This is a genomic window from Limnobaculum allomyrinae, assembly GCF_016649425.1.
GTDB lineage: Bacteria > Pseudomonadota > Gammaproteobacteria > Enterobacterales > Enterobacteriaceae > Limnobaculum > Limnobaculum allomyrinae.
In genome coordinates this window covers 754,499-775,765 of record NZ_JADRCR010000001.1, presented here as the reverse complement: position 1 = coordinate 775,765, position 21,267 = coordinate 754,499, and the positions used below count along the sequence as shown (strand labels likewise).

Here is a 21,267-nt window from a genome sequence, read left to right as displayed (position 1 = left end):
CGGGAAGGTGAATAACCTTCCCGTTTTTTTATTTGTGCTGATTTTAATGTAAAATGCTCCGCATTAATGCGTACGTATAACCTCTTTAATTCAGTCGCTTCTGTTCTGACGCGGGAATCGTGCAACTAACAGTTGTGTCCTGCGTGCGGTTGTTAGAAGATAACAAGTTATACGTTGTGAACGCTTTTGCATTTTGCATAGAGGAAAAAGTAAATGAGTGAGGCTGAAGTTCGCCCGACTAATTTTATTCGTCATATTATTGACGAAGATTTAGCATCAGGTAAACACACGACCATTGTGACCCGTTTCCCGCCTGAGCCAAACGGATATCTGCATATCGGTCACGCGAAGTCTATCTGCCTGAATTTCGGGATCGCACAGGACTACCATGGTCTGTGCAACTTGCGTTTTGATGATACCAACCCGGTTAAAGAAGATATCGAGTATGTGGAGTCAATTAAGCACGATGTTGAGTGGTTAGGTTTCCACTGGGATGGTGCTGTTCGTTACTCATCTGACTACTTCGATCAGCTGCATCAATACGCTGTTGAACTTATCAGTAAGGGACTGGCTTATGTAGATGAGCTGTCTCCTGAAGAGATGCGCGAATATCGCGGTACTCTCACTCAGCCAGGAAAAAATAGCCCATATCGCGATCGCAGTATTGAAGAAAACCTGGCTTTGTTTGAAAAAATGAGAAATGGTGAGTTTGCGGAAGGTAAAGCCTGTCTGCGTGCCAAAATTGATATGGCCTCCTCATTTATCGTGATGCGCGATCCGGTGTTGTATCGTATTAAGTTTGCCGATCACCACCAGACGGGGGATAAGTGGTGCATCTATCCGATGTACGATTTTACCCACTGTATTTCTGATGCGCTGGAAGGGATAACTCACTCACTTTGTACCCTGGAGTTTCAGGATAACCGCCGTCTGTACGATTGGGTTTTAGATAACATCACCATTCCATGCCATCCACGGCAGTATGAGTTCTCTCGCCTGAATTTAGAGTACGCCATTATGTCTAAGCGTAAGTTAAATTTACTGGTGACAGAGAAAGTGGTGGAAGGGTGGGATGACCCACGTATGCCGACTATTTCTGGCCTGCGTCGCCGTGGTTATAGCGCTGCGTCTATTCGTGAGTTTTGCCGCCGTATTGGTGTGACCAAACAAGACAATAACGTGGAAATGGTTGCGTTAGAAACCTGTATTCGTGAAGACTTGAATGAAAACGCCCCAAGAGCGATGGCGGTTATCGATCCGGTTAAAGTGGTGATTGAAAATCTTCCTCAAGGTCATGAAGAGATACTAACGGTAAGCGCACATCCTAATAAACCAGAAATGGGGACGCGTGCTGTACCATTCAGTCGCGAAATTTATATCGATCGCGCTGATTTCCGTGAAGAAGCAAACAAACAGTATAAGCGTTTGGTGTTAGGCAAAGAGGTTCGCCTGCGTAATGCTTATGTGATTAAAGCCGAACGGGTAGAAAAAGACGATCAGGGTAATATCACCACTATTTATTGCCAGTATGATAGTGAAACTCTGGGTAAGGATCCGGCTGACGGGCGTAAAGTGAAAGGCGTTATTCATTGGGTATCCGCATCTCATGCGTTACCGGCAGAATTTCGTTTATATGAGTGCCTGTTTAACGTACCGAATCCGGGGGCCGCTGAGGATTTTTTATCTACCATTAATCCTGAATCACTGAAAGTGGTGCACGGTTTTGTAGAGCCAAGTCTGGCGCAGGCTAAACCAGAGTTTGCTTATCAGTTTGAACGTGAAGGCTATTTCTGTGCAGACAGCCGTCATTCATCATCAGAGCATTTAGTGTTTAACCGCACCGTTGGCCTGCGTGACACCTGGGCTGCTCAGGCAAGCTAATTTTTAGTCTTGATTGAGAATGGTTAATATCAGAAGCCTGTCAGAGCAATCCGACAGGCTTTTTTAACAGTCAATGGATGTATTTTATACGGAGATATTATGGGACAACTGGTTGTCGTTGCTCGCTACTCTTATCCCCTTGAAGCCCAGATAGCAAAAAGCAATCTGGAAGCCGCAGGGATTAGTGCCCATATAGCCGATGTACATACTATCAATACTAACTGGCTTTACTCTGATGCTTTGGGCGGAGTCAGGTTGATGGTTGATAGTGATAATGTGCAGGAAGCTGAAGAGATACTTCGTCAGGACTTCTCTCAATCGGTGATAGAAGAGGCGGGGGAAGATGAAGAAGAATCACAATGGCGCTGTTCTCATTGCGGTAGTAGTGATGTCATCCCTTTTACTAAAGGTAAGAGACCCGCATTTGTGGTGTTTATTTTGTTAGGCTTCCCGCTGTTTAAGTATCAACACGGCATAAAGTGTAATGACTGCGGGGAGTTTACCCAAAAATAATGCCAGCAGTAGTTAGCTGCTGGCATATTTAAATCTGAAGTTACTAAAGCAACTTATTTAGTATCGTGTAACGTATCGTCTTTACGGCAATCACCAGAACTGCATTTGCCATACAGATACAAACTATGGTTAGTTAACTTGATGTTGTATCTTTCTGAAATTTCACGCTGACGTTGTTCAATAAACTCGTCGCTAAATTCAATTACGCGTCCACAATCCAGACAAATTAAGTGGTCGTGGTGATGTTTTTGCGTTAATTCAAATACTGATTTACCGCCTTCAAAACTATGGCGGGTTACGATACCGGCATCATCAAACTGGTTCAGCACACGATATACGGTAGCCAGCCCGATCTCTTCACCCATATCAATCAGTCTTTTATATAAATCTTCCGCGCTAACGTGATGGTTATCTGGCTCCTGAAGTATTTCCAGAATCTTAAGCCGTGGGAGCGTAACTTTCAGTCCAGCCTTCTTCAGTGCGATATTATTATCAGTCATGCAGATTTGTTCCTAAATTCGGGGCGCCATGAATCGCTAGCGAATGATTAACATAATTATAATATACCATTATAGAGCCAGACATATGAAATGAAAACCTTAGGGAGTCAGTTCAAGTTCGATAGAATCGATAGGTAGAATCATAATTCTGATGATATTCAACCGTTACTGGATCTGTTATTAGCTAACGGAGTGTGAAACTGCCGTGGCTAAAAACTCATTTCTTAATGTCTCAACAGGTAAATTACGCCCAATAATAACTAACAGCGTCTTACGAGGCTCTTTCTCAGCCCATTCGGTTCCGTAATCAAAACCAACAACTTTGTGCACACCCTGAACAATCAGACGGCGAGGTTCCCCTTCAATTGCCAGAATGCCTTTATAGCGTAGCATGTCATTGCCATATTTTTCGATGGCCGTTTCCATAAATGCACCAATCAGCTTGATATCAACCTCGCCGGTTTCAAAAACCTGAGAAGTAATATCATCATTCCATGAGCGGGCAAGGGGCCTGGATGTTTGATTTAAAGGACGAAAGTTTGTTGGTGCCTGTGAAGGTGCAGTAGAGGCCACAAAGGTGCCATTAAGATCAAAAGAGTCATCCATATTAAATGCCTGAATACCAATCCAGGCAGCTTTTTCCAGCTTACCGTGCTGAGCTTCACATACCAGTGCTCTGGCGTTAATGTTACGTAAACGTTCTAATAGCAGCGTTTTTGCTTCGCTATCGATACGGTCTAATTTAGTCAAAATAAGTCTGTCGGCAAAACCAACCTGAGAAACGGCAACCCGATGTTCGGTTAGCTGTTTCTGTGCATGTTCACTGTCTACCAGGGTAATAATGGCGTCTAACTGTAGACGTTCACGCAAAATATCATCAACAAAGAAGGTTTGAATCACCGGAGCCGGATCGGCTAATCCTGTGGTTTCTAACAACAGTCGATCAAAATTAAGCTGACCCGCATCCCGCTGCTCTAACAGGTTTTTTAAGGCTTCAGTCAACTCACCGCGCACGCTACAACATACACAGCCATTGGTTAATTCAATAACCTCAATACCGCTATGCTGCCCTAATAGTCCGCCATCTACGCCAACGGCACCAAATTCGTTTTCAATAATAGCGATGCGTTCGCCGGGGTAGTTTTCCAGCAAATGGTTAATCAGAGTCGTTTTGCCTGAACCAAGAAAACCGGTTAATACCGTCACCGGTAACTGAAGTGGGGTGGTCATAACGTGTTGCCTTTTTTATTTTAACCATACGCATTATTGCGTTGGTAAAATATCTGATGTGTCACAAAAAGAGTTAATGTCTAGCAGCAAGAACCATTACCGCTGCCATAGCGAGCCTGCTGACGCTCACGAAAGAACTCTTCATAAGTCATCGCTTCCTGATCCGGATGGGTAATGCGCATATGCTGAACATAATTATCATAGTCAGGGACGCCCACCATCAGACGAGCCGCCTGACCAAGATAGCGGCCAACTTTTGCGAGATCTTCAAACATAAGTGACTTCCCTTAATCAGGATGGCAGTAACCAGCGAATCAATAACCCGATACTGCCATCTTTTTACTATTAATGTCTATTTAACATCAGCGATTACTTAACCGTTGCCGATGCAGGCATTGGTTCGTAAGGTACTTCGTTCGCTGTTGGTGCTGGATTTGAACGCGCTTTAAACGCCGTACGTAAACCAAACACCACCACACTGATCATGACTAACATAAATAGTATAGTCAGACCCGCATCCAGTTGGTTGTTAAATATCAGTGCACTCATTTGATCCAGAGACTTAGCCGGAGCCAAAATTTGTCCCTGATCCAGCGAGGCTTGATATTTTTTAGCCAGAGCCAGGAAGCCAACGCGTGGGTTATCATCAAACACTTTTTGCCAACCGGCAGTCAGAGTACAAACCAGCAGGAAAATGGTTGGTACAACGGCAACCCAGGCATATCTTTCGCGCTTCATTTTGAACAGAACAACGGCGCACAGGGTCAACGCAATCGCTGCCAGCATCTGGTTAGCAATACCAAACAGAGGCCATAGGGTATTGATACCACCCAGTGGGTCAACTACGCCTTGATACAAGAAGTAACCCCATGCTGCGACACACAATCCTGTTGCTGTAATGTTGGCAACAAAAGAGTCAGTGCGCTTCATGGATGGAACAAAAGTTCCCATTAAGTCTTGCAGCATAAAACGACCAGCACGGGTACCGGCATCAACTGCGGTCAGGATGAACAGTGCTTCAAACAGAATGGCAAAGTGATACCAGAAAGCCATCATAGTTGGCCCAGTCAACTGACTCAGAATGTGCGCCATGCCAACGGCCAGAGTAGGAGCACCACCGGCGCGGGATACGATAGTGGTTTCACCAACGTCTTTCGCATACTGAACCAGAACTTCTGGTGTTACGGTAAAGCCCCAGGAGCTAACAACACTGGCTGCGGACTCGACCGTTGGACCAAGAATAGCCAGAGGGCTGTTCATCGCGAAGTACACACCCGGGTCGATAACGGACGCAGCGATTAACGCCATGATGGCAACGAATGATTCCATTAACATACCGCCGTAACCAATAAAGCGGGCATGGGTTTCGTTTTCCAGCATTTTAGGTGTGGTACCGGAAGAGATCAGTGCGTGGAAGCCGGAGATCGCACCACAGGCAATGGTAATAAACAGGAATGGGAACAGATCGCCAGCCCAAACCGGGCCAGTACCGTCAATAAATTGAGTCGTTGCCGGCATTTCCAGGCTAGGAGCGATGATAACAATACCAATAGCCAGACCAACGATAGTACCAATCTTCAGGAAGGTTGACAGATAATCACGCGGAGCCAGCAATAACCATACCGGAAGAACAGAGGCAATGCCGCCATAAATGATCAGAGCCCAAGTCAGCTGTACACCATCAAGGGTAAAAATTGGTGCCAGCGTTTCACTTTTAGCTACTTCACCGCCATAAATAATAGCCAGCATCAGTAAAATGAAACCAATAATTGAGATTTCCCCAATTTTTCCCGGACGGATATAGCGGGTATAAACCCCCATAAACAGCGCAATAGGAATAGTCACACCAACGGTAAAGGCACCCCATGGGCTGTTAATCAGCGCTTTAACGACGATCAATGCCAGCACTGCCAGAATAATGATCATAATCATAAAGGCACCAAACAGGGCAATAATACCCGGTACAGTACCCAATTCGCCTTTCACCAAATCGCCCAAAGAGCGACCATCGCGACGGGTAGAAACAAACAGAACCATAAAATCCTGAACGGCACCGGCAAGAACAACCCCCGCCAGAATCCAGATCATACCCGGCAAGTAGCCCATTTGTGCTGCCAGCACCGGTCCAACTAACGGGCCCGCACCAGCGATAGCGGCGAAGTGGTGACCATAAAGCACGTATTTGTTAGTAGGAACGTAATCCAGACCATCATTGTGGCGATAGGCTGGGGTCATTCGGGTCGAATCAAGGCCAAGAACTTTATTTGCAATAAATTTGCTGTAATAACGATAGGCAATCAAATATACCGATACGGCAACCACCACGATCCAAAGTGCGTTAACCTTTTCACCATTGTTTAAAGCAATGATGGCGAGCCCACAGGCGCCAAGAATAGCGACAGCGAACCATATAATATAGGACGCTATGCTGCGCATAAGCGTTCCTCCTCATTAATTAGAAGATAAATATTAAATAGGAAATTATTGTCGGGCACCCTAAAACAGACATTTATATGATGAATCAATAAAGTCGATATAAACATTGTTATCAGCAATGCAGGGCTCTATTTTAAATAATATGTCGTATCAGCCTATCCCCTCTGTTTATTATGGTTATGCGTTGTATATAACGTAAAATAGTTATATTCCAGTATTTGCCGTATGAGCTATTTTCTATTTGTATTAGTAAGTTAGATTTAAAACTAGATATATAAAAACTGTGTCATCAAATATTTTATTTATATCTGATAACAACTAGCCTAATTATAGTAATGAATTTGTAAAGTTTTCCAATGCGTTTAGCCAGATTGACTTTGCACTCGATCACAGGTTGATGAAATTTTTATTTTAATTTGTGATTTATGTCCACATTAATTATGTGGAGTTAATTTTGCTAAATTATTAGGAAGTTAAATTTATAGCAGGAGATAATAACCACCAGTACAGTTCTGGTGGTTATTATGTATTTGATTATTTGATTATTTGATTATTTGATGTTATGTATTACTTGTTTTTATTAAGTAATACAAAAGCGAAGGGTATAGAATTAAGCAAGATTCATTTCAGCAGAGATTTGTTTCACCCAGGCAGAAACACGCTCAGCGGTTAATTCTGGCTGACGGTCTTCATCGATGGCTAATCCAATAAAGTGTTTATCATCCGCTAAACCTTTAGAGGCTTCAAAATGATAGCCTGCCGTTGGCCAGTTACCTACGATGGTTGCGCCATGAGGTTCAATGATATCGCGAACGGTACCCATTGCGTCACAGAAATACTCTGCATAATCTTCTTGATCGCCACAGCCGAAAATAGCAACCAGTTTACCTTCAAAGTCAATCTCTTCCAGAGTAGGGAAGAAATCATCCCAGTCGCACTGAGCTTCGCCATAATACCAGGTTGGAATTCCCAACAGCAGCGTATCAAAACGCTCAATATCTTCTTTACTGCTTTTCGCAATGTCGTGAACTTCAGCAACTTCTTTACCAAGCTGCTTTTGAATCATTTTGGCAATGTTTTCAGTATTGCCAGTGTCGCTACCAAAGAAAATACCTACGGTTGCCATAACGATTTACACCTTTAATAAATATTAATACGTCGTATTCAATAATATAACATTGTTGATGCTGGTTGGCATCGTTAATCTGTGCTGCCTGGCACAAGGCCCGGAAAGCAGAACAGCGGTTTTATGACGGTCTGGAACGCTGCTTTTTATTCTCATTCAACAACAAGATTTCTATTAATTCACTACGGTTGATTCCCTGTCGGTCAGCCAGTTGATCCAGAACATCAACCGCATCCTGCGATAGCTTCAACTCTACACGTTTTAACCCACGAACTCTGTCACGTCGTAGCTGATTGCGTTTATTGATGCGCAATTGTTGATCGCGGGATAGCATGCTGGTTTTAGGACGACCAGGACGGCGTTCATCAGCGAAAAGATCCAGCGTGGTACGATCTAATTGTTCTTTTGCCATAAAATCAGAATACGAAACCAGATAGAAATAAATTTAATCATTCAGTTTAGGTGACAGCGGTAGTTACAGCAAAAATCATACCCTGCAATGTCACGTCGCCGCGGATGATAACGCAGTAGAATCAGCCAGCCAATGGTTTACCCTGTTAATTCAGCAAATAATTAACTTTCTAACCATCCGATCTCATCATCCTTGCAAAAATTTACGCACAATGCGAATAACATGTTGTGGCTTTTCAGCATGAACCCAGTGACCGCTACCGGCTACAACATAGGCACGGGCAGATGGAAACTGACGCGCGATGGCTGAGCGATAACTGTCCTGAATATAAGGGGAGAGCTCTCCACGAATAAAGATCATGGGATGTGTCCAGGTCGGCACTTCATGCCAGCCAATAATGTCTGCATAGCGTTGTTGTAACACAGGGACGTTAAATCGCCATTCACCCTGATGAAAAGACTTCAGTAAAAACTGAATGACTCCTTCGTGTAAACCCTGAGTCCGCATGATTTCAGCTGCTTCCGTTCTTTGTGTGGCCGCTGAATGCGTCACGGCATTCAGTGCTGCAAAAACATCGTCATGGTGGTTTTCTTGATAGGCGACGGGCGCTATATCAATAACTACCAACTGAGAAATACGCTCGGAGGCGATTTCCGTCAGCTTCATTGCGACTTTTCCCCCCATGGAGTGACCAATCAAAATGACTTGCTGAAGGTTGAGTTCATCGAGTAAAGCCAGTACGTCTTCAGCCATAAACTGATAACTCATTTCATCACTGTGGGGCGATAATCCATGATTACGCAGATCAATTTGTAGTGTTTGGTAATCCTGTTGAAGGTCGCGAGCCAGTACACCAAGATTATCCAGACTACCAAACAGGCCGTGAATCAGCACAATAGTTTGGCCATTTCCCTGAAGGCGATAGTTTAATTTCATAACAATGTCACATATTGGGTTGCTTTGCGTTAGAGTATCACGAGATGAACTTGTATAATTCCCCATGAATAACTAGCAAAGAATTATAGGACAAAGATGAAAACTATCGAAGTTGATGAAGAGCTTTATCGTTATATTGCCAGCCACACGTTACACATTGGCGAAAGCGCTTCTGAAATTTTACGTCGGATGCTTAATTTATCTCCGGCAGTGGCCGCTTCAAAGCAAGAAGCAGAAACAGTCATCCCGGTAGCGGTAACTGCACAGGCCGATCGTGTTCACGATGTTCAAAAACTACTTGATTCCGGCGAGTTAATCGCTCAGAAGAAAGCTGTGGATCGTTTTTTGTTGATATTGTCTACGCTATATCGTGTTGACAGGAGCAGTTTTGCTGACGCGACAGAGTTATTGCATGGTCGAACTCGTGTCTATTTCTCTCATTCGCAGCAAACCCTGTTAAAAAATGGCAAACATACTAAGCCAAAAAATATACCGGATACGCCATATTGGGTGATTACTAACACTAATACTGAACGTAAGCGCAGTATGGTTGAACAGATTATGTTATCAATGCAGTTTTCGGCTGAACTGACAGCCGCTATCTGCCTAACTATTTAATTTTACTGAATTTCAGGGAGAGTGTGATGGGTAATCATTCAAGAGCCGGGCAATTAGCCCGCCAAAGCGATCTGATAAATGTTCCGCAACTGGTTTCTGAATACTATGTTTTGCAGCCAGACAGTGATAATCCCGCACACTCGGTCAAGTTTGGGACTTCCGGACATCGTGGTAGCGCTTGCCGTCAAAGTTTTAATGAAGCGCATATCTTAGCCATTGCTCAGGCAATCGCAGAGAATCGGGCGGCTAATGGAATTACCGGGCCTTGCTATGTCGGTAAAGATACCCACGGTTTATCTGAACCCGCTTTTGTTTCCGTGCTGGAGGTATTAACTGCCAACGGTATTGATGTCATTGTGCAAGAGAATAATGGTTTTACTCCAACGCCTGCTATTTCTCACGCCATTCTTTGTTATAACCGCACAGGAAAGGCACTGGCTGATGGCATTGTGATTACCCCATCGCATAACCCACCTGAAGATGGCGGTATTAAATATAATCCACCAAATGGTGGCCCCGCGGACACCAATCTGACTCAGTGGATTGAAAACCGGGCTAATGAACTGCTGAAAAATGGTTTACAGGGCATTAAGCGTCAAACTCTGGCTGCTGCGAATAACAGCGGCCATATCCACGCACAGGATTTGATTCAACCTTATGTTGAACAGCTCGTGCATGTTGTAGATATGCCAGCCATTCAGAATGCCGGATTAGCTATTGGCGTTGATCCTCTGGGAGGCGCGGGTATTGAGTACTGGCAGCGTATCGCAGATGTATACAAATTAAACCTTAAACTGGTTAATGACGCGGTAGACCCTTCTTTTCGTTTTATGCACCTTGATCATGATGGTGCGATCCGCATGGATTGCTCATCGGAATATGCAATGGCAGGGTTGCTGGCACTTCGGGATAAATTTGATTTAGCCTTTGCTAACGACCCTGACTACGATCGCCACGGTATTGTGACCCCTAAAGGGTTAATGAATCCTAATCATTATCTGGCTGTCGCTATTAACTATCTGTATCAACACCGCCCACAGTGGAGCAAAGATATGGGGGTCGGCAAAACGCTGGTTTCCAGTGCGATGATTGACCGGGTAGTTACCAGTATCGATCGTAAGCTGGTTGAAGTTCCGGTTGGCTTCAAATGGTTTGTTGATGGATTATTTAACGGTACTCTGGGCTTTGGTGGTGAAGAGAGCGCTGGCGCCTCTTTCCTGCGTTTTGATGGTAAACCGTGGTCTACAGATAAAGATGGCATCATTATGTGCCTGTTAGCGGCTGAAATTACCGCAGTAACCGGTAAGAACCCACAGGACCATTACGAGCAATTAGCTCAGCGCTTTGGTGCACCAAGCTACAACCGAATCCAGGCACCGGCAACTCATGCTCAGAAAGCTATTCTTTCCCGCCTGTCTCCGGAAATGGTTACTGCTGATACGCTGGCGGGAGATAAGATTACAGCACGCCTGACAAAGGCTCCGGGTAATGGCGCCTCAATCGGTGGCCTGAAGATCATGACCGATAACGGTTGGTTTGCCGCTCGGCCTTCAGGAACGGAAGAAGCTTACAAAATTTATTGTGAAAGCTTCCTTGGTAAAGAACACCGCGAGAAGATTGAACGTGAAGCAGTAGACATTGTCAGCGCAGTTTTGGCTAAAGCTGAATAGTATGATTTAGCCTGACAGGTCAATTAAGAAAGGGCGTGGTAAGCGATTACCACGCTTTTTTATTATTTGATGTTCGGGAATAGTTATCCCAAAGCAACCAACAGCGCACCGACAGATATTAACCCAATACCGACACCGGTAAATAATGTCACTTTTTCACCAAACAGAATCACTGCCAGAATAACGGCAAATACGACACTGAGTTTGTCTATCGGAGCCACCTGAGAGACGGTACCATTCTTAATGGCCATAAAATAAAATAGCCATGATAAGGCACCCGCTACCCCGCTAAGAACAATAAAGAATAATGCCTTGCGGTCAGCCATTATTTCACCAATCATTTCCAATTTTCCCTGAACGACTACCACGCCAACCAGAAACAGCGCCATAACGATAGAGCGAATGGCCGTTGCCGTATTGGCGTCCAAATGTTGTAACCCGATTTTGCCAAAAATCGCTACCAGTGCAGCGGTGATGGCGGATAGCAGTGCGTATATTAGCCAGGTACTCATAATTTATCCTTCAATATCATACAGAGTAGGCGGGAATAGTTAGGTGATATTACGACTAATTCTCAATAACATACAAGCTTCAGCATAACAAAAACCAGGTTGGTTACTATTATCTGAATGTATTACGCAACTTTGTTAGTTGTCACTGGTGATGCAGAGATTAGCTGATTATGTTACTCGCACAAGTCATTCACATCAGGAATCGTTATGGAAAAGACACAGGAAATTAATCATCAAGAGCGGTTTATTCAACATCATTTTTACCAGAACTTACATCATTTAGCGCTACAGGCAGCGTTGAGAGGAATGGATGATGTGAGCTCTTCGAAAGTAGTATTACAGAAAAAGTTTAGGGGTCGAATGGTTAAGCGATAACAGGATGAATCATCATGTCTCAGGGATACCAATTACATTTCACCCACCAGTTTATTGATATGTTGACCGAAGCCGTTAACCAATCAACTATCAATACTCACTGGATGCAGAATTGCGTGTTACCCAATATTGCACGTTATCCTTGCCAGGGGCGCCTGTTTCTTAATCGTACAGCGACTAACAGTGATAACCAACGCTTAAGGTGGCAGTTGGCGAGGCGGTTTAACTGTAATGAGTTAAGAGAGTGGAGCGAGAATGGCTGGTTGATTATCTATTTGAACAAGCTACCACAGGTTTATTTTTTAGCGTTGATTCCGTTGCCCGCAACGGAAAGTAACAGGATGGAAGAGATTTGGCAGATAGCGAGTTAATATTTTATTTAACTGATCCGACCAGTTGAATGTGTAGTTATTATAGCGTAATATAAATCACAGTTAATCGGTGATTTTTCACCGCGGGTAAATTGCTGTTACTAAATAAGGGGAGGGGCAAGTCATGATGTATCAGAGGTATCCACTCTACCGTATTTTATTACGTCGTACAGGCGTAGTGTTGCTAACCATTATCACACTGCCGTTTATGGCATTTCGCAGTGATAAGAGCCGTTATTACAGCTATTTACATCGAGTGTGGAGTAAAACCAGCACTAAACCTGTCTGGTTGTCTTTGGCTGAAAAAGCACCTAAAGATTTTTATTAAATTGATGCTGTGATTCTCATCATTGATGACAAAATGCCCTGATATTTTATCAGGGCATTTTTTATACTTGCTACTTAATGATTTCTTGCGGCTACAAATTCTGTATTTTTTTACTGAAGATATATTCATTGATATTGAGAAAACAAAATCATTTGATATCAGGTTTAGATAAAAAACCAAACAAAACGCATTCAGATCAGGTGACTCGTTTCACCATTGGATAAAGAAGGTGGACAACAATAAAATTATTCACCACCTTAACACTTTTGATTTTCAGGGTTTGCTATCGTGGAGAATAATGAACATTATCTCCCTATTTCATACAGACCATGCAGATATGATTAATATTGCTCTGATTGATGACCATATTGTGGTGCGTTCCGGATTTGCGCAGTTACTTTCACTGGAAGAGGACATTCGCATCGTTGGTGAATACAACTCTGCCGCACAAGCATGGCCCCATTTATTGAAAGAGGGATGCGACATAGCCATTCTGGATATTTCTATGCCAGATGAAAGCGGTTTGAGTTTATTAAGGCGTATTCGACAGGTTCGTCCCGGTTTTCGTGCTATTTTCCTCAGTATTTATGATACCAACGCTTTTGTGAAAAATGCGGTGGATGCAGGAGCTTCTGGTTATTTAACTAAACGCTGTGGGCCCGAAGAGCTGGTGAGAGCCATACGCGCAGTGCATGGCGGTGGTTTTTATCTTTGTGCTGATGCGTTGCAGGCATTGCGTCAGACGGCTACCATTCCCAAAGAGCTGCAAATGTTAACGCCGAGGGAAAAAGAAATTTTTGATCTGCTGATCGCTGGCTTAAGTGCAAAAGAAATAGGGGAGAAATTATCCCTGAGTCATAAAACGGTTCATGTTCACCGGGCTAATGTGCTGGCAAAGTTGGAGTGTGACAGCATTATTGAGTTGGTTCATTTCGCCCTCGAACATCAGTTATTGGCAGAAAAGTAGATGGTATCCAGACTGGAAGCGCTTCACTCCACAGGGCTGAACTTGTTTGTGATGCTTAGCTTTACACTTGGCTGGGTTGCATTGTGGGGGATAAGCTTCTATCTGAATGCGGATGCTCAACTGGCGGTATTAATGTTTCCTCAGGCATGGACATTAACGCTGCTAATTTTGATCTCAAGACGATATTTCCCGGTAGTCATGCTGTCAGCCTGTCTGATTATTGGCTGGTTGCAGTATGAAAAATTGCTGGATACTAATGTCCTGCTGGCTTCCCCTTGTTTATCTCTGATTATTGCTCTGGTTGCCCGTCGTTTTTGGCACTATTTCACTCTTTACTGGCAAAAGTTACTTATGTTGCTGGCAGCGGTAATGGGTAGCACGATTCTGCATACAGTGTGTCTGGTTCACTGGTTGGATGTTTCATTGTCTGAGATGTTACTCACCACCTTTACCGGTGGCGTATTGCTGACGCCGTTTATCTATTTGCTGTATGAATATTTGAAACAGCAGAACCTGCAAACGTTACTGCCAACGGAAAATATTACGCCGCCGTTGCGTACTTCTTTACTGATTTGGTGTTCGCTGTTTTTTGCTATTGGTATCAGTATTCAACTGATGCTAACGCCTGAAATTGAGCGGTTACTGCTGATCTTTATCTTTTTACCTAACGTATTTATGGCCTATCGCTTTGGTTGGCAAGGCGGTGTTCTGGCTACGTTGTTGGGGAGTGTATTGTTGATTGCCACTCGCCATGCCAGTGGTTCTGAATACAATCCCATGGAACTAAAGTTATTTCTATCCATTCAGGCATTGCTGAGTCTGGGGTTAGGTATTGCGGTTAGTCGTCAGCAACAATTGGTGGAACGTCTGGAGCGTTACCGTAACCAGTTGGAGCGGGAGCTGGATACCCGACGGCAATTGACCGAACGACTGGTGCACACGGAAGAGCAAGTCCGTAAAGATATCGCCCGGGAACTTCATGATGAAATAGGGCAGAACATTACAGCGATTCAGATTCAGGCTGCGATTGTTAACAAAACTACCGACTCACCGATTTCCCTACAGTCAGTACAAAAGATTACTCATCTCTCTCAGCGTATCCATCAGGCTACCCGACAGCTATTACATCAACTCCGACCGCCGGTGTTGGAAGAGATGTCGTTGAAAGATGCGTTAACCCATTTGGCTCAGGAGTTCTCCTTTGCTGAGCGTGGTATTGAGTTTGAACTGAATTATCAATTGGACGACAGGCAGCTTAGCGACACCGTTATGTTTACCTTCTACCGTCTGGTACAGGAATTGCTGAATAACATTAATAAACACGCTCAGGCTAAAACCATTCGGGTATCACTCCATCAGGAGGATAACCAAATGATGACCCTGATAGTTAAAGATGATGGTATCGGTATGCCTGAACAAACCGGCGGAGGCTTTGGTTTACGTGGTATTGAAGAGCGAGTAAGGGCTCTGGGCGGTTACTGGGTACTCTCCCGTCAGGAAGGAACTTGCATAACTGTTAACCTCCCCACAAATTCGATAAATAAAGACCTTTAATTAGGAATTTTTCCTAGTTGCTTAAACCCTTGTCTCATTCATTTTCTGCTGCGTTTATCTACACTTCAAACTAATCGAGGGGGCACCGAGGCTCACTATGTCATTGACGGATGCACAGATAGAACAGCGTTACCGCTACTGGCGGCCCCGACTAATGATGTCGATGATTATCGGTTATGCCGCGTTTTATATGACGCGCAAAAGTGCCAACTTCGCCATGCCTGTGATGCAACTGGAACTGGGTTTGACCAAGGATGATATTGGTCTGATGGGAACCCTGTTTTATCTGGCCTACGGTATCTCTAAATTTGCCTGCGGAATGTTAAATGATAGCCGCAATATGCGCTGGTTTATGGGAGCAGGACTGGTTATCACTGGGGTATTAAATATTCTGTTTGCTTTCAGTTATTCATTATCGGCGTTGTTACTGATTTGGACACTTAATGGATTTTTTCAGGCCTGGGGATGGCCGCCTTGTGCAAAATTATTAACCCGTTGGTACTCCCGAAAAGAGCGGGGATTCTGGTGGGGATGCTGGAATATGTCCATCAATTTGGGTGGGGCCGCAGTACCGTTGCTTTGTGGTTGGTTAGCAATGGAATATGGCTGGCAGGCTGCGCTGTTGGTGCCAGGATGTATTGGTATTGCGTTGGGGCTTTGGCTCTGCCGACAGCTGTATGAAAGCCCTGAGCAGCAAGGATTACCTTCTGTGGGGCAGTGGTTTCATGATCCACTGGAAATTCGACAGGAGCAGTCCAGCCCACCGGCACCGATATTAGTCATTTTTCGGCGGGCTATTTTGTTTAACCCGACTATTTGGCTACTGGGTGTGTCTTACATATTGGTTTATCTGGTACGGATTGCGTTAAACGATTGGGGAAATATCTGGTTGGCAGAGAGCCACGGTATTGGTTTATTGAATGCCAATATGACTCTTTCTCTGTTTGAACTGGGAGGGCTTGCCGGAGCACTGTTTGCCGGATGGGGATCGGACTTACTGTTTCGCGGACAGAGAGCCCCCATGATTTTACTGTTCAGCATTGGCCTGTTTACCACCATGACATGCTTGTGGCTGTCACCGATTCACCATTATGGACTGTTGGCGATTGGTTTTTTCGGTGTGGGGTTCTTTGTTTTTGGTCCACAAATGTTGATCGGTCTGGCGGCGACTGAGTATACCCATAAAGATGCTGCCGGAACCGTAACCGGTTTTTTAGGCATTTTTGCTTACGTTGGTGCGGCACTGGCTGGATGGCCATTAGCTCAGGTATTACATTTTTATAGCTGGTCTGGATTTTTCACCCTGTTGACGTTAGCCACGGCGTTAATAGGTATGTTACTGATGCCCTTGCTGATGCTGGGTGTGGCGAAAAATGATTTTAATGTTTCGGTATCTCGTACTTCCGAAACACCTTAGTAAACCAAAATGACAAGTTGTATGGCTATTTCGTCATCTGAAAACAACACAAGGATCTACATAATGAAAAAAAGTACCCTGTCTGTTCTGATTGCAACTGGTCTGGCCGTGGCGACTCTGGCTACCGGCGCAATGGCTAAAGGTCGTCTGGTAATTTATTGTAGCGCCATGAACTCTATGTGTGAGGAAGAGGCTAAAGCATTCGGTGAAAAATATGATGTGAAAACCTCTTTTATCCGTAACGGTTCTGGTAGTACGCTGGCAAAAATCGAAGCGGAAAAGAAAAACCCACAGGCAGATGTTTGGTATGGTGGTACCTTGGATCCACATTCACAAGCGGGTGAAATGGATCTGTTGCAGCCGTACAAATCTCCTAATCTGGCGCAGCTAATGCCACAGTTCCAGGACCCTGCTACCCGTAAAGGCAACTACTCCTCGGCGATTTATATCGGTATCCTTGGTTATGGTGTAAATACCGACCGTCTGAAAGAGAAAAACCTGCCGGAGCCAAAGTGCTGGAGCGATCTGACTAATCCTGCTTACAAAGGCGAAATTCAAATTGCCGATCCGCAAAGCTCAGGTACCGCTTATACCGCACTGGCAACCTTCACTCAGCTATGGGGTGAGGACAAAGCCTTTGATTACCTGAAACAGCTGAATACCAACATTTCACAATATACCAAGTCAGGTATTGCTCCTGCTCGTAACGCTGCGCGTGGTGAGGCCACTATTGGTATTGGTTTCCTCCATGACTATGCGCTGGAAATTGAGAAGGGTGCACCAATCAAACTGGTAGCTCCTTGTGAAGGTACTGGCTATGAGATTGGTGGCGTTAGTATTATCAAAAATGCCCGTAACCTGGAAAATGCCAAACTGTTTGTTGACTGGTCGTTGTCTAAAGAAGCTCAGGAACTGTCATGGAAGAAAGGACAGTCTTATCAGATCCTGACCAACCTGACGGCAGATCCGGCACCAAACTCACTGAAATTAAACGAACTGAACCTAATCAAGTACGACATGGATAAGTATGGTGCTTCAGATATGCGTAAAGCGCTGATCTCGAAGTGGCTGAATGAAGTGAAAATGGGGCAATAAACTCCATCACGTCCCAATGGCTGTAGCAGCGGCTACAGCCTTTTCACCGCTACTGAGGTCGCGTTATGTCACAATCGCTCACTCTGCACGCTCGTCGTGTATGGGATCCTGTATTCTATTGGTTGCTATTGATAGTGGCTTCTTTTGCACTATTACCAGCGTACACTCTGGATTATGGCCTGTTTGAGTCAACATCCGATGAGCTGTTAGTCAGTTATGCCTGGCACAGCGGTGGGGTTGGCTGGCTGTGGTTTTTACCTCCGCTGTTACTACTTATTCGCCCAATTTCACCTTTATCACAGGAGCATCGCGGTCGTCATTTGTTTGATGCGGGTTATGCACTATTCTGTGTCCTGTTAACCATAGCTACTTCATGGTGGACACAGCAAGGATTAGGTTGGGCCACCGTACCATTGTTTTTCGCCTTGGGTGCCATCATCACTTTAGCCTGTGTGCGTATGGAATGGATGGGCGGCGATCGCTTTGTGATGGGCTCATTGGTGGCTATTGTAGCCCTGATTACCGTATTTATTCTGTTTCCGAGCATCGCTATTTTTGTGCCGATGTTCAAAGATGATAGTGGTGCTTTTGCACCATTCAATTTTATTCAATTACTAACCCAGTCCCATACGGTAGAAGTAATTATCAACTCTATTGGACTGGCCGCCGCCGTTGGTGCGGGTTGTACCTTCTTTGGTCTGGTGTGTGCCATTTACACCACGCGTATCGCTAAACGCTCTGCATTTGTCAGCCGTATCTTCTCTATTTTGCCTATTGTTACCCCTCCGTTTGTGGTTGGATTGGGGGTTACCCTGATGATGGGGCGCTCCGGTTATGTAACCAACTGGATGGTGACATATATGGGGCTGGAGAATACTAACTGGCTGTATGGTTTCACCGGGATATGGATTGCGCAGGTGCTGGCATTCACTCCGATGTCATTCATGATTCTCGATGGTGCTATCAAGACTATTCATCCGTCATTAGAGGAAGCATCCTATACTCTGCGGGCTAACCGCTATCAAACCTTTTATCGGGTCTTTTTACCGTTGCTGAAACCGGCGCTGGCAAACTCGTTTCTGATTGTTATTGTGCAGTCATTGGCGGACTTTAGTAACCCGTTAGTTCTGGGGGGTAACTTCGACGTACTGGCAACTCAGATCTACTTCTATATTACCGGTGCTCAGTTAGATTATCCGGCTGCCAGTACTCTTGGTGCTATTCTACTGCTGTTCTCCCTGTTTGTTTTCTGTATTCAGTACATGTGGATTGGCAAACGTTCTTACGTCACCATTTCCGGTAAGTTCTCTCGGGGTGATGTACAGCCGCTGCCGCCAACGCTGCAATGGGGAATCTCTCTGACGTTATATCTGTGGATTGCCTTTAACGTTTTGCTGTACGGCAGCATCTTCTACGGTAGCTTTACTGTTAACTGGGGTGTGGACTACACGCTGACGCTGGAAAACTTCATTAAGCTGTTTGGACAAGGCTTCAGTGACGGCGCATGGCCATCACTCATTGATACTCTGATTTTTGCCGGTATCGCCGCGCCGATTACCGCCTTCTTTGGTTTGTTGATTGCCTATATCGTTGTACGTCAACAGTTTCACGGTAAAAAAACTATCGAGTTTATTACCATGCTGTGTTTTGCCGTACCAGGAACCGTTGCTGGTGTCTCTTATATTCTGGCCTTTAACAGTGCGCCAGTTTATCTGACAGGGACAGCCGTGATCGTCATTATCTCAATGGTGATGCGTAACGTACCGGTTGGTATTCGTGCCGGTATTGCCGGGTTAGGGCAGTTAGATAAATCACTGGATGAAGCTTCTCTCAGCCTGCGGGCCGGATCGCTGCGTACCATTATTTATATTCTGTTGCCGCTGCTGCGCCCGGCGATTCTGTCGGCGCTGATCTATAGCTTTGTTCGTGCGATGACAACCGTTAGCGCCATTATTTTCCTGGTAACACCGGATACACGGGTAGCAACCTCCTACATTCTTAACCGTGTAGAGGATGGAGAGTATGGGATTGCTATTGCCTATGGTTCTATTTTGATTGTGGTCATGTTAGCTATCATCCTGATATTTGATTATCTGGTTGGTGAAGCACGCATTGCCCGCTCAAAAGCCAAGAACGCCGATTAATCACGGAATGGATACATTGAATATGACCAATCAACCGTCTAAAACAAACTTTGTAGAACTGAAGAATATCAATAAGAGCTTCGGTAAGAACACCGTGATTGATGAGCTGAATCTGTCAATTCCTCAGGGAAATCTGGTCACGCTGCTCGGGCCTTCCGGTTGCGGTAAAACCACCATTCTTCGGCTGGTGGCCGGGTTGGAAAAGCCAACCTCAGGGCAGATTTTTATCGATGGTGAAGATGTCACTGACAGAGCCATCCAGCAGCGGGATATTTGTATGGTGTTTCAGTCCTATGCGCTGTTCCCTCATTTATCGCTGGGGGACAATATTGGCTACGGTCTGAAAATGCTGCGTTTGCCTGCGGATGAAATTCACCAGCGGGTTAAAGAAGCCTTAACGCTGGTCGATCTGGAAGGATTTGAAGACCGTTTTGTTGACCAAATCTCCGGTGGTCAACAGCAACGAGTTGCCTTGGCCAGGGCATTGATTCTAAAACCGAAAGTACTGTTATTTGATGAACCGCTGAGTAATCTTGATGCCAATCTGCGCCGCAGCATGCGGGATAAAATTCGCGAGCTTCAGCAGCAGTTTAATATTACCTCTCTGTATGTCACTCATGATCAGAGCGAAGCTTTTGCTGTGTCGGATACCGTGCTGGTGATGAACAAAGGTAAGATCATGCAGCTTGGTGAACCAAAGCAATTGTATCGCCAACCGGCTTCGCGCTTTATGGCTAACTTTATGGGGGATGCCAACATCTTCCCGGCAACCCTAATGGCAGATGGCGTTGATGTGTTTGGTTACGTGGTACCGAAACCAAAAGAGTTTGGTCAGGCTACCGGTAATTACACCGTAGGCGTCAGACCTGAGGCTGTTGCTCTGGTGCGTGAAGGACAAGATAGCCAAAAGTGTCAAGTGGTGAGCGTTGCCTACATGGGGCCGCAGTATGAAGTTACCGTTAACTGGCACGGGCAAACGCTATTGTTACAGGTAAATGCGACACAGCTTGAACCCTCAGCCGGCGACCATTACTATCTGCATATTCATCCTCACGGTATGTTTATCTTGCCGGAGGAGTAATTTACTAATGTTATCTATTCAGGCCCTTCGGGGCCTGAATAATTTTCAGCGCATTAAAATCGTTGAAAAACGGATATACTTTGGAAAATTATGCCGGGTTA

20 protein-coding genes are annotated in these 21,267 nt (G+C 44.9%); 12 read left to right on the top strand and 8 right to left on the bottom strand.

Annotated features, from left to right (window positions below; all coding sequences use genetic code 11):
* Positions 1-213: 213 nt before the first annotated feature.
* Together glnS and I2494_RS03560 are read left to right on the top strand one after the other, a co-directional pair.
* A complete protein-coding gene (glnS, locus tag I2494_RS03565; RefSeq protein WP_218465399.1) occupies positions 214-1,881 on the top strand; it encodes a glutamine--tRNA ligase in 1,668 nt (555 codons plus the stop codon).
* Positions 1,882-1,980: 99 nt separating this feature from the next.
* Positions 1,981-2,394, top strand: a complete 414-nt coding sequence (locus I2494_RS03560) for a putative signal transducing protein (protein WP_218465400.1) — start codon at positions 1,981-1,983, stop codon at positions 2,392-2,394.
* Positions 2,395-2,447: 53 nt separating this feature from the next.
* Here I2494_RS03560 and fur read toward each other — a convergent pair whose 3' ends face one another.
* The 7 genes from fur to ybfF all read right to left on the bottom strand — a co-directional run bounded on the left by fur (position 2,448) and on the right by ybfF (position 9,034).
* Complete coding sequence (gene fur, locus I2494_RS03555) at positions 2,448-2,894, bottom strand: ferric iron uptake transcriptional regulator (protein ID WP_130591792.1); 447 nt, start codon at positions 2,892-2,894, stop codon at positions 2,448-2,450.
* Positions 2,895-3,074: 180 nt separating this feature from the next.
* On the bottom strand, positions 3,075-4,124 hold the full coding sequence (locus tag I2494_RS03550) for a CobW family GTP-binding protein (protein ID WP_218465401.1): 1,050 nt from the start codon (positions 4,122-4,124) through the stop codon (positions 3,075-3,077).
* 80 nt (positions 4,125-4,204) lie between these two features.
* Entirely contained in the window at positions 4,205-4,399 is a 195-nt protein-coding gene (locus I2494_RS03545; RefSeq protein ID WP_130591790.1) for a YbdD/YjiX family protein, read from the bottom strand.
* A gap of 94 nt (positions 4,400-4,493) precedes the next feature.
* Positions 4,494-6,560 carry a carbon starvation CstA family protein gene (locus I2494_RS03540; protein WP_218465402.1) on the bottom strand — a complete coding sequence of 689 codons (2,067 nt, stop codon included), beginning with the start codon at positions 6,558-6,560 and terminating at the stop codon, positions 4,494-4,496.
* 610 nt (positions 6,561-7,170) lie between these two features.
* Positions 7,171-7,686 (bottom strand): flavodoxin FldA, encoded by a 516-nt coding sequence (gene fldA / locus I2494_RS03535; RefSeq protein WP_130591788.1) that lies wholly within the window; start codon positions 7,684-7,686, stop codon positions 7,171-7,173.
* Positions 7,687-7,807: 121 nt separating this feature from the next.
* Complete coding sequence (gene ybfE / locus I2494_RS03530; protein WP_218465403.1) at positions 7,808-8,098, bottom strand: LexA regulated protein; 291 nt, start codon at positions 8,096-8,098, stop codon at positions 7,808-7,810.
* 186 nt (positions 8,099-8,284) lie between these two features.
* The gene (gene ybfF, locus I2494_RS03525; protein ID WP_218465404.1) at positions 8,285-9,034 is read right to left on the bottom strand and encodes an esterase; all 750 of its coding nucleotides are present in this window, start codon (positions 9,032-9,034) and stop codon (positions 8,285-8,287) included.
* 96 nt (positions 9,035-9,130) lie between these two features.
* Here ybfF and seqA point away from each other — a divergent pair, with 96 nt between their 5' ends.
* Both seqA and pgm read left to right on the top strand, forming a co-directional pair.
* Entirely contained in the window at positions 9,131-9,652 is a 522-nt protein-coding gene (seqA, locus tag I2494_RS03520) for a replication initiation negative regulator SeqA (RefSeq protein ID WP_218465405.1), read from the top strand.
* A gap of 26 nt (positions 9,653-9,678) precedes the next feature.
* Positions 9,679-11,322 (top strand): phosphoglucomutase (alpha-D-glucose-1,6-bisphosphate-dependent), encoded by a 1,644-nt coding sequence (gene pgm / locus I2494_RS03515; RefSeq protein ID WP_218465406.1) that lies wholly within the window; start codon positions 9,679-9,681, stop codon positions 11,320-11,322.
* A gap of 83 nt (positions 11,323-11,405) precedes the next feature.
* Here the strand turns inward: pgm and I2494_RS03510 are convergent, their stop codons facing one another.
* The gene (locus tag I2494_RS03510; RefSeq protein ID WP_218465407.1) at positions 11,406-11,834 is read right to left on the bottom strand and encodes an EamA family transporter; all 429 of its coding nucleotides are present in this window, start codon (positions 11,832-11,834) and stop codon (positions 11,406-11,408) included.
* Positions 11,835-12,223: 389 nt separating this feature from the next.
* Here I2494_RS03510 and I2494_RS03505 point away from each other — a divergent pair, with 389 nt between their 5' ends.
* From I2494_RS03505 to fbpC, 8 genes are all read left to right on the top strand, one after another.
* Positions 12,224-12,580: a hypothetical protein gene (locus I2494_RS03505; protein WP_218465409.1), complete on the top strand. Its 357-nt coding sequence runs from the start codon at positions 12,224-12,226 to the stop codon at positions 12,578-12,580.
* Positions 12,581-12,707: 127 nt separating this feature from the next.
* Entirely contained in the window at positions 12,708-12,908 is a 201-nt protein-coding gene (locus tag I2494_RS03500) for a YbfA family protein (protein WP_218465995.1), read from the top strand.
* A 337-nt stretch (positions 12,909-13,245) separates the two neighbouring features.
* The gene (locus I2494_RS03495; protein WP_218465996.1) at positions 13,246-13,875 is read left to right on the top strand and encodes a response regulator transcription factor; all 630 of its coding nucleotides are present in this window, start codon (positions 13,246-13,248) and stop codon (positions 13,873-13,875) included.
* 12 nt (positions 13,876-13,887) lie between these two features.
* On the top strand, positions 13,888-15,429 hold the full coding sequence (locus tag I2494_RS03490; protein WP_218465997.1) for an MASE1 domain-containing sensor histidine kinase: 1,542 nt from the start codon (positions 13,888-13,890) through the stop codon (positions 15,427-15,429).
* Between the two features lie 73 nt (positions 15,430-15,502).
* The gene (uhpC, locus tag I2494_RS03485; protein ID WP_228350835.1) at positions 15,503-16,846 is read left to right on the top strand and encodes an MFS transporter family glucose-6-phosphate receptor UhpC; all 1,344 of its coding nucleotides are present in this window, start codon (positions 15,503-15,505) and stop codon (positions 16,844-16,846) included.
* Positions 16,847-16,909: 63 nt separating this feature from the next.
* A complete protein-coding gene (locus I2494_RS03480; RefSeq protein ID WP_218465411.1) occupies positions 16,910-17,941 on the top strand; it encodes an ABC transporter substrate-binding protein in 1,032 nt (343 codons plus the stop codon).
* Positions 17,942-18,006: 65 nt separating this feature from the next.
* Entirely contained in the window at positions 18,007-20,085 is a 2,079-nt protein-coding gene (locus I2494_RS03475) for an ABC transporter permease (protein WP_218465412.1), read from the top strand.
* A 22-nt stretch (positions 20,086-20,107) separates the two neighbouring features.
* The gene (gene fbpC, locus I2494_RS03470) at positions 20,108-21,166 is read left to right on the top strand and encodes a ferric ABC transporter ATP-binding protein (protein WP_407657840.1); all 1,059 of its coding nucleotides are present in this window, start codon (positions 20,108-20,110) and stop codon (positions 21,164-21,166) included.
* The last annotated feature ends 101 nt before the right edge of the window (positions 21,167-21,267 follow it).

Bases quoted from the DNA above. Each gene is read 5' to 3' on its own strand.
- ybfF (WP_218465404.1), bottom strand. From the start codon at position 9,034: ATGAAATTAAACTATCGCCTTCAGGGAAATGGCCAAACTATTGTGCTG.
- seqA (WP_218465405.1), top strand. From the start codon at position 9,131: ATGAAAACTATCGAAGTTGATGAAGAGCTTTATCGTTATATTGCCAGC.
- I2494_RS03505 (WP_218465409.1), top strand. From the start codon at position 12,224: ATGTCTCAGGGATACCAATTACATTTCACCCACCAGTTTATTGATATG.
- I2494_RS03495 (WP_218465996.1), top strand. From the start codon at position 13,246: ATGATTAATATTGCTCTGATTGATGACCATATTGTGGTGCGTTCCGGA.
- I2494_RS03540 (WP_218465402.1), bottom strand. From the start codon at position 6,560: ATGCGCAGCATAGCGTCCTATATTATATGGTTCGCTGTCGCTATTCTT.
- I2494_RS03510 (WP_218465407.1), bottom strand. From the start codon at position 11,834: ATGAGTACCTGGCTAATATACGCACTGCTATCCGCCATCACCGCTGCA.
- I2494_RS03545 (WP_130591790.1), bottom strand. From the start codon at position 4,399: ATGTTTGAAGATCTCGCAAAAGTTGGCCGCTATCTTGGTCAGGCGGCT.
- fur (WP_130591792.1), bottom strand. From the start codon at position 2,894: ATGACTGATAATAATATCGCACTGAAGAAGGCTGGACTGAAAGTTACG.
- pgm (WP_218465406.1), top strand. From the start codon at position 9,679: ATGGGTAATCATTCAAGAGCCGGGCAATTAGCCCGCCAAAGCGATCTG.
- fldA (WP_130591788.1), bottom strand. From the start codon at position 7,686: ATGGCAACCGTAGGTATTTTCTTTGGTAGCGACACTGGCAATACTGAA.
- I2494_RS03475 (WP_218465412.1), top strand. From the start codon at position 18,007: ATGTCACAATCGCTCACTCTGCACGCTCGTCGTGTATGGGATCCTGTA.
- I2494_RS03560 (WP_218465400.1), top strand. From the start codon at position 1,981: ATGGGACAACTGGTTGTCGTTGCTCGCTACTCTTATCCCCTTGAAGCC.
- ybfE (WP_218465403.1), bottom strand. From the start codon at position 8,098: ATGGCAAAAGAACAATTAGATCGTACCACGCTGGATCTTTTCGCTGAT.
- fbpC (WP_407657840.1), top strand. From the start codon at position 20,108: ATGACCAATCAACCGTCTAAAACAAACTTTGTAGAACTGAAGAATATC.
- I2494_RS03500 (WP_218465995.1), top strand. From the start codon at position 12,708: ATGTATCAGAGGTATCCACTCTACCGTATTTTATTACGTCGTACAGGC.
- I2494_RS03550 (WP_218465401.1), bottom strand. From the start codon at position 4,124: ATGACCACCCCACTTCAGTTACCGGTGACGGTATTAACCGGTTTTCTT.
- I2494_RS03480 (WP_218465411.1), top strand. From the start codon at position 16,910: ATGAAAAAAAGTACCCTGTCTGTTCTGATTGCAACTGGTCTGGCCGTG.
- glnS (WP_218465399.1), top strand. From the start codon at position 214: ATGAGTGAGGCTGAAGTTCGCCCGACTAATTTTATTCGTCATATTATT.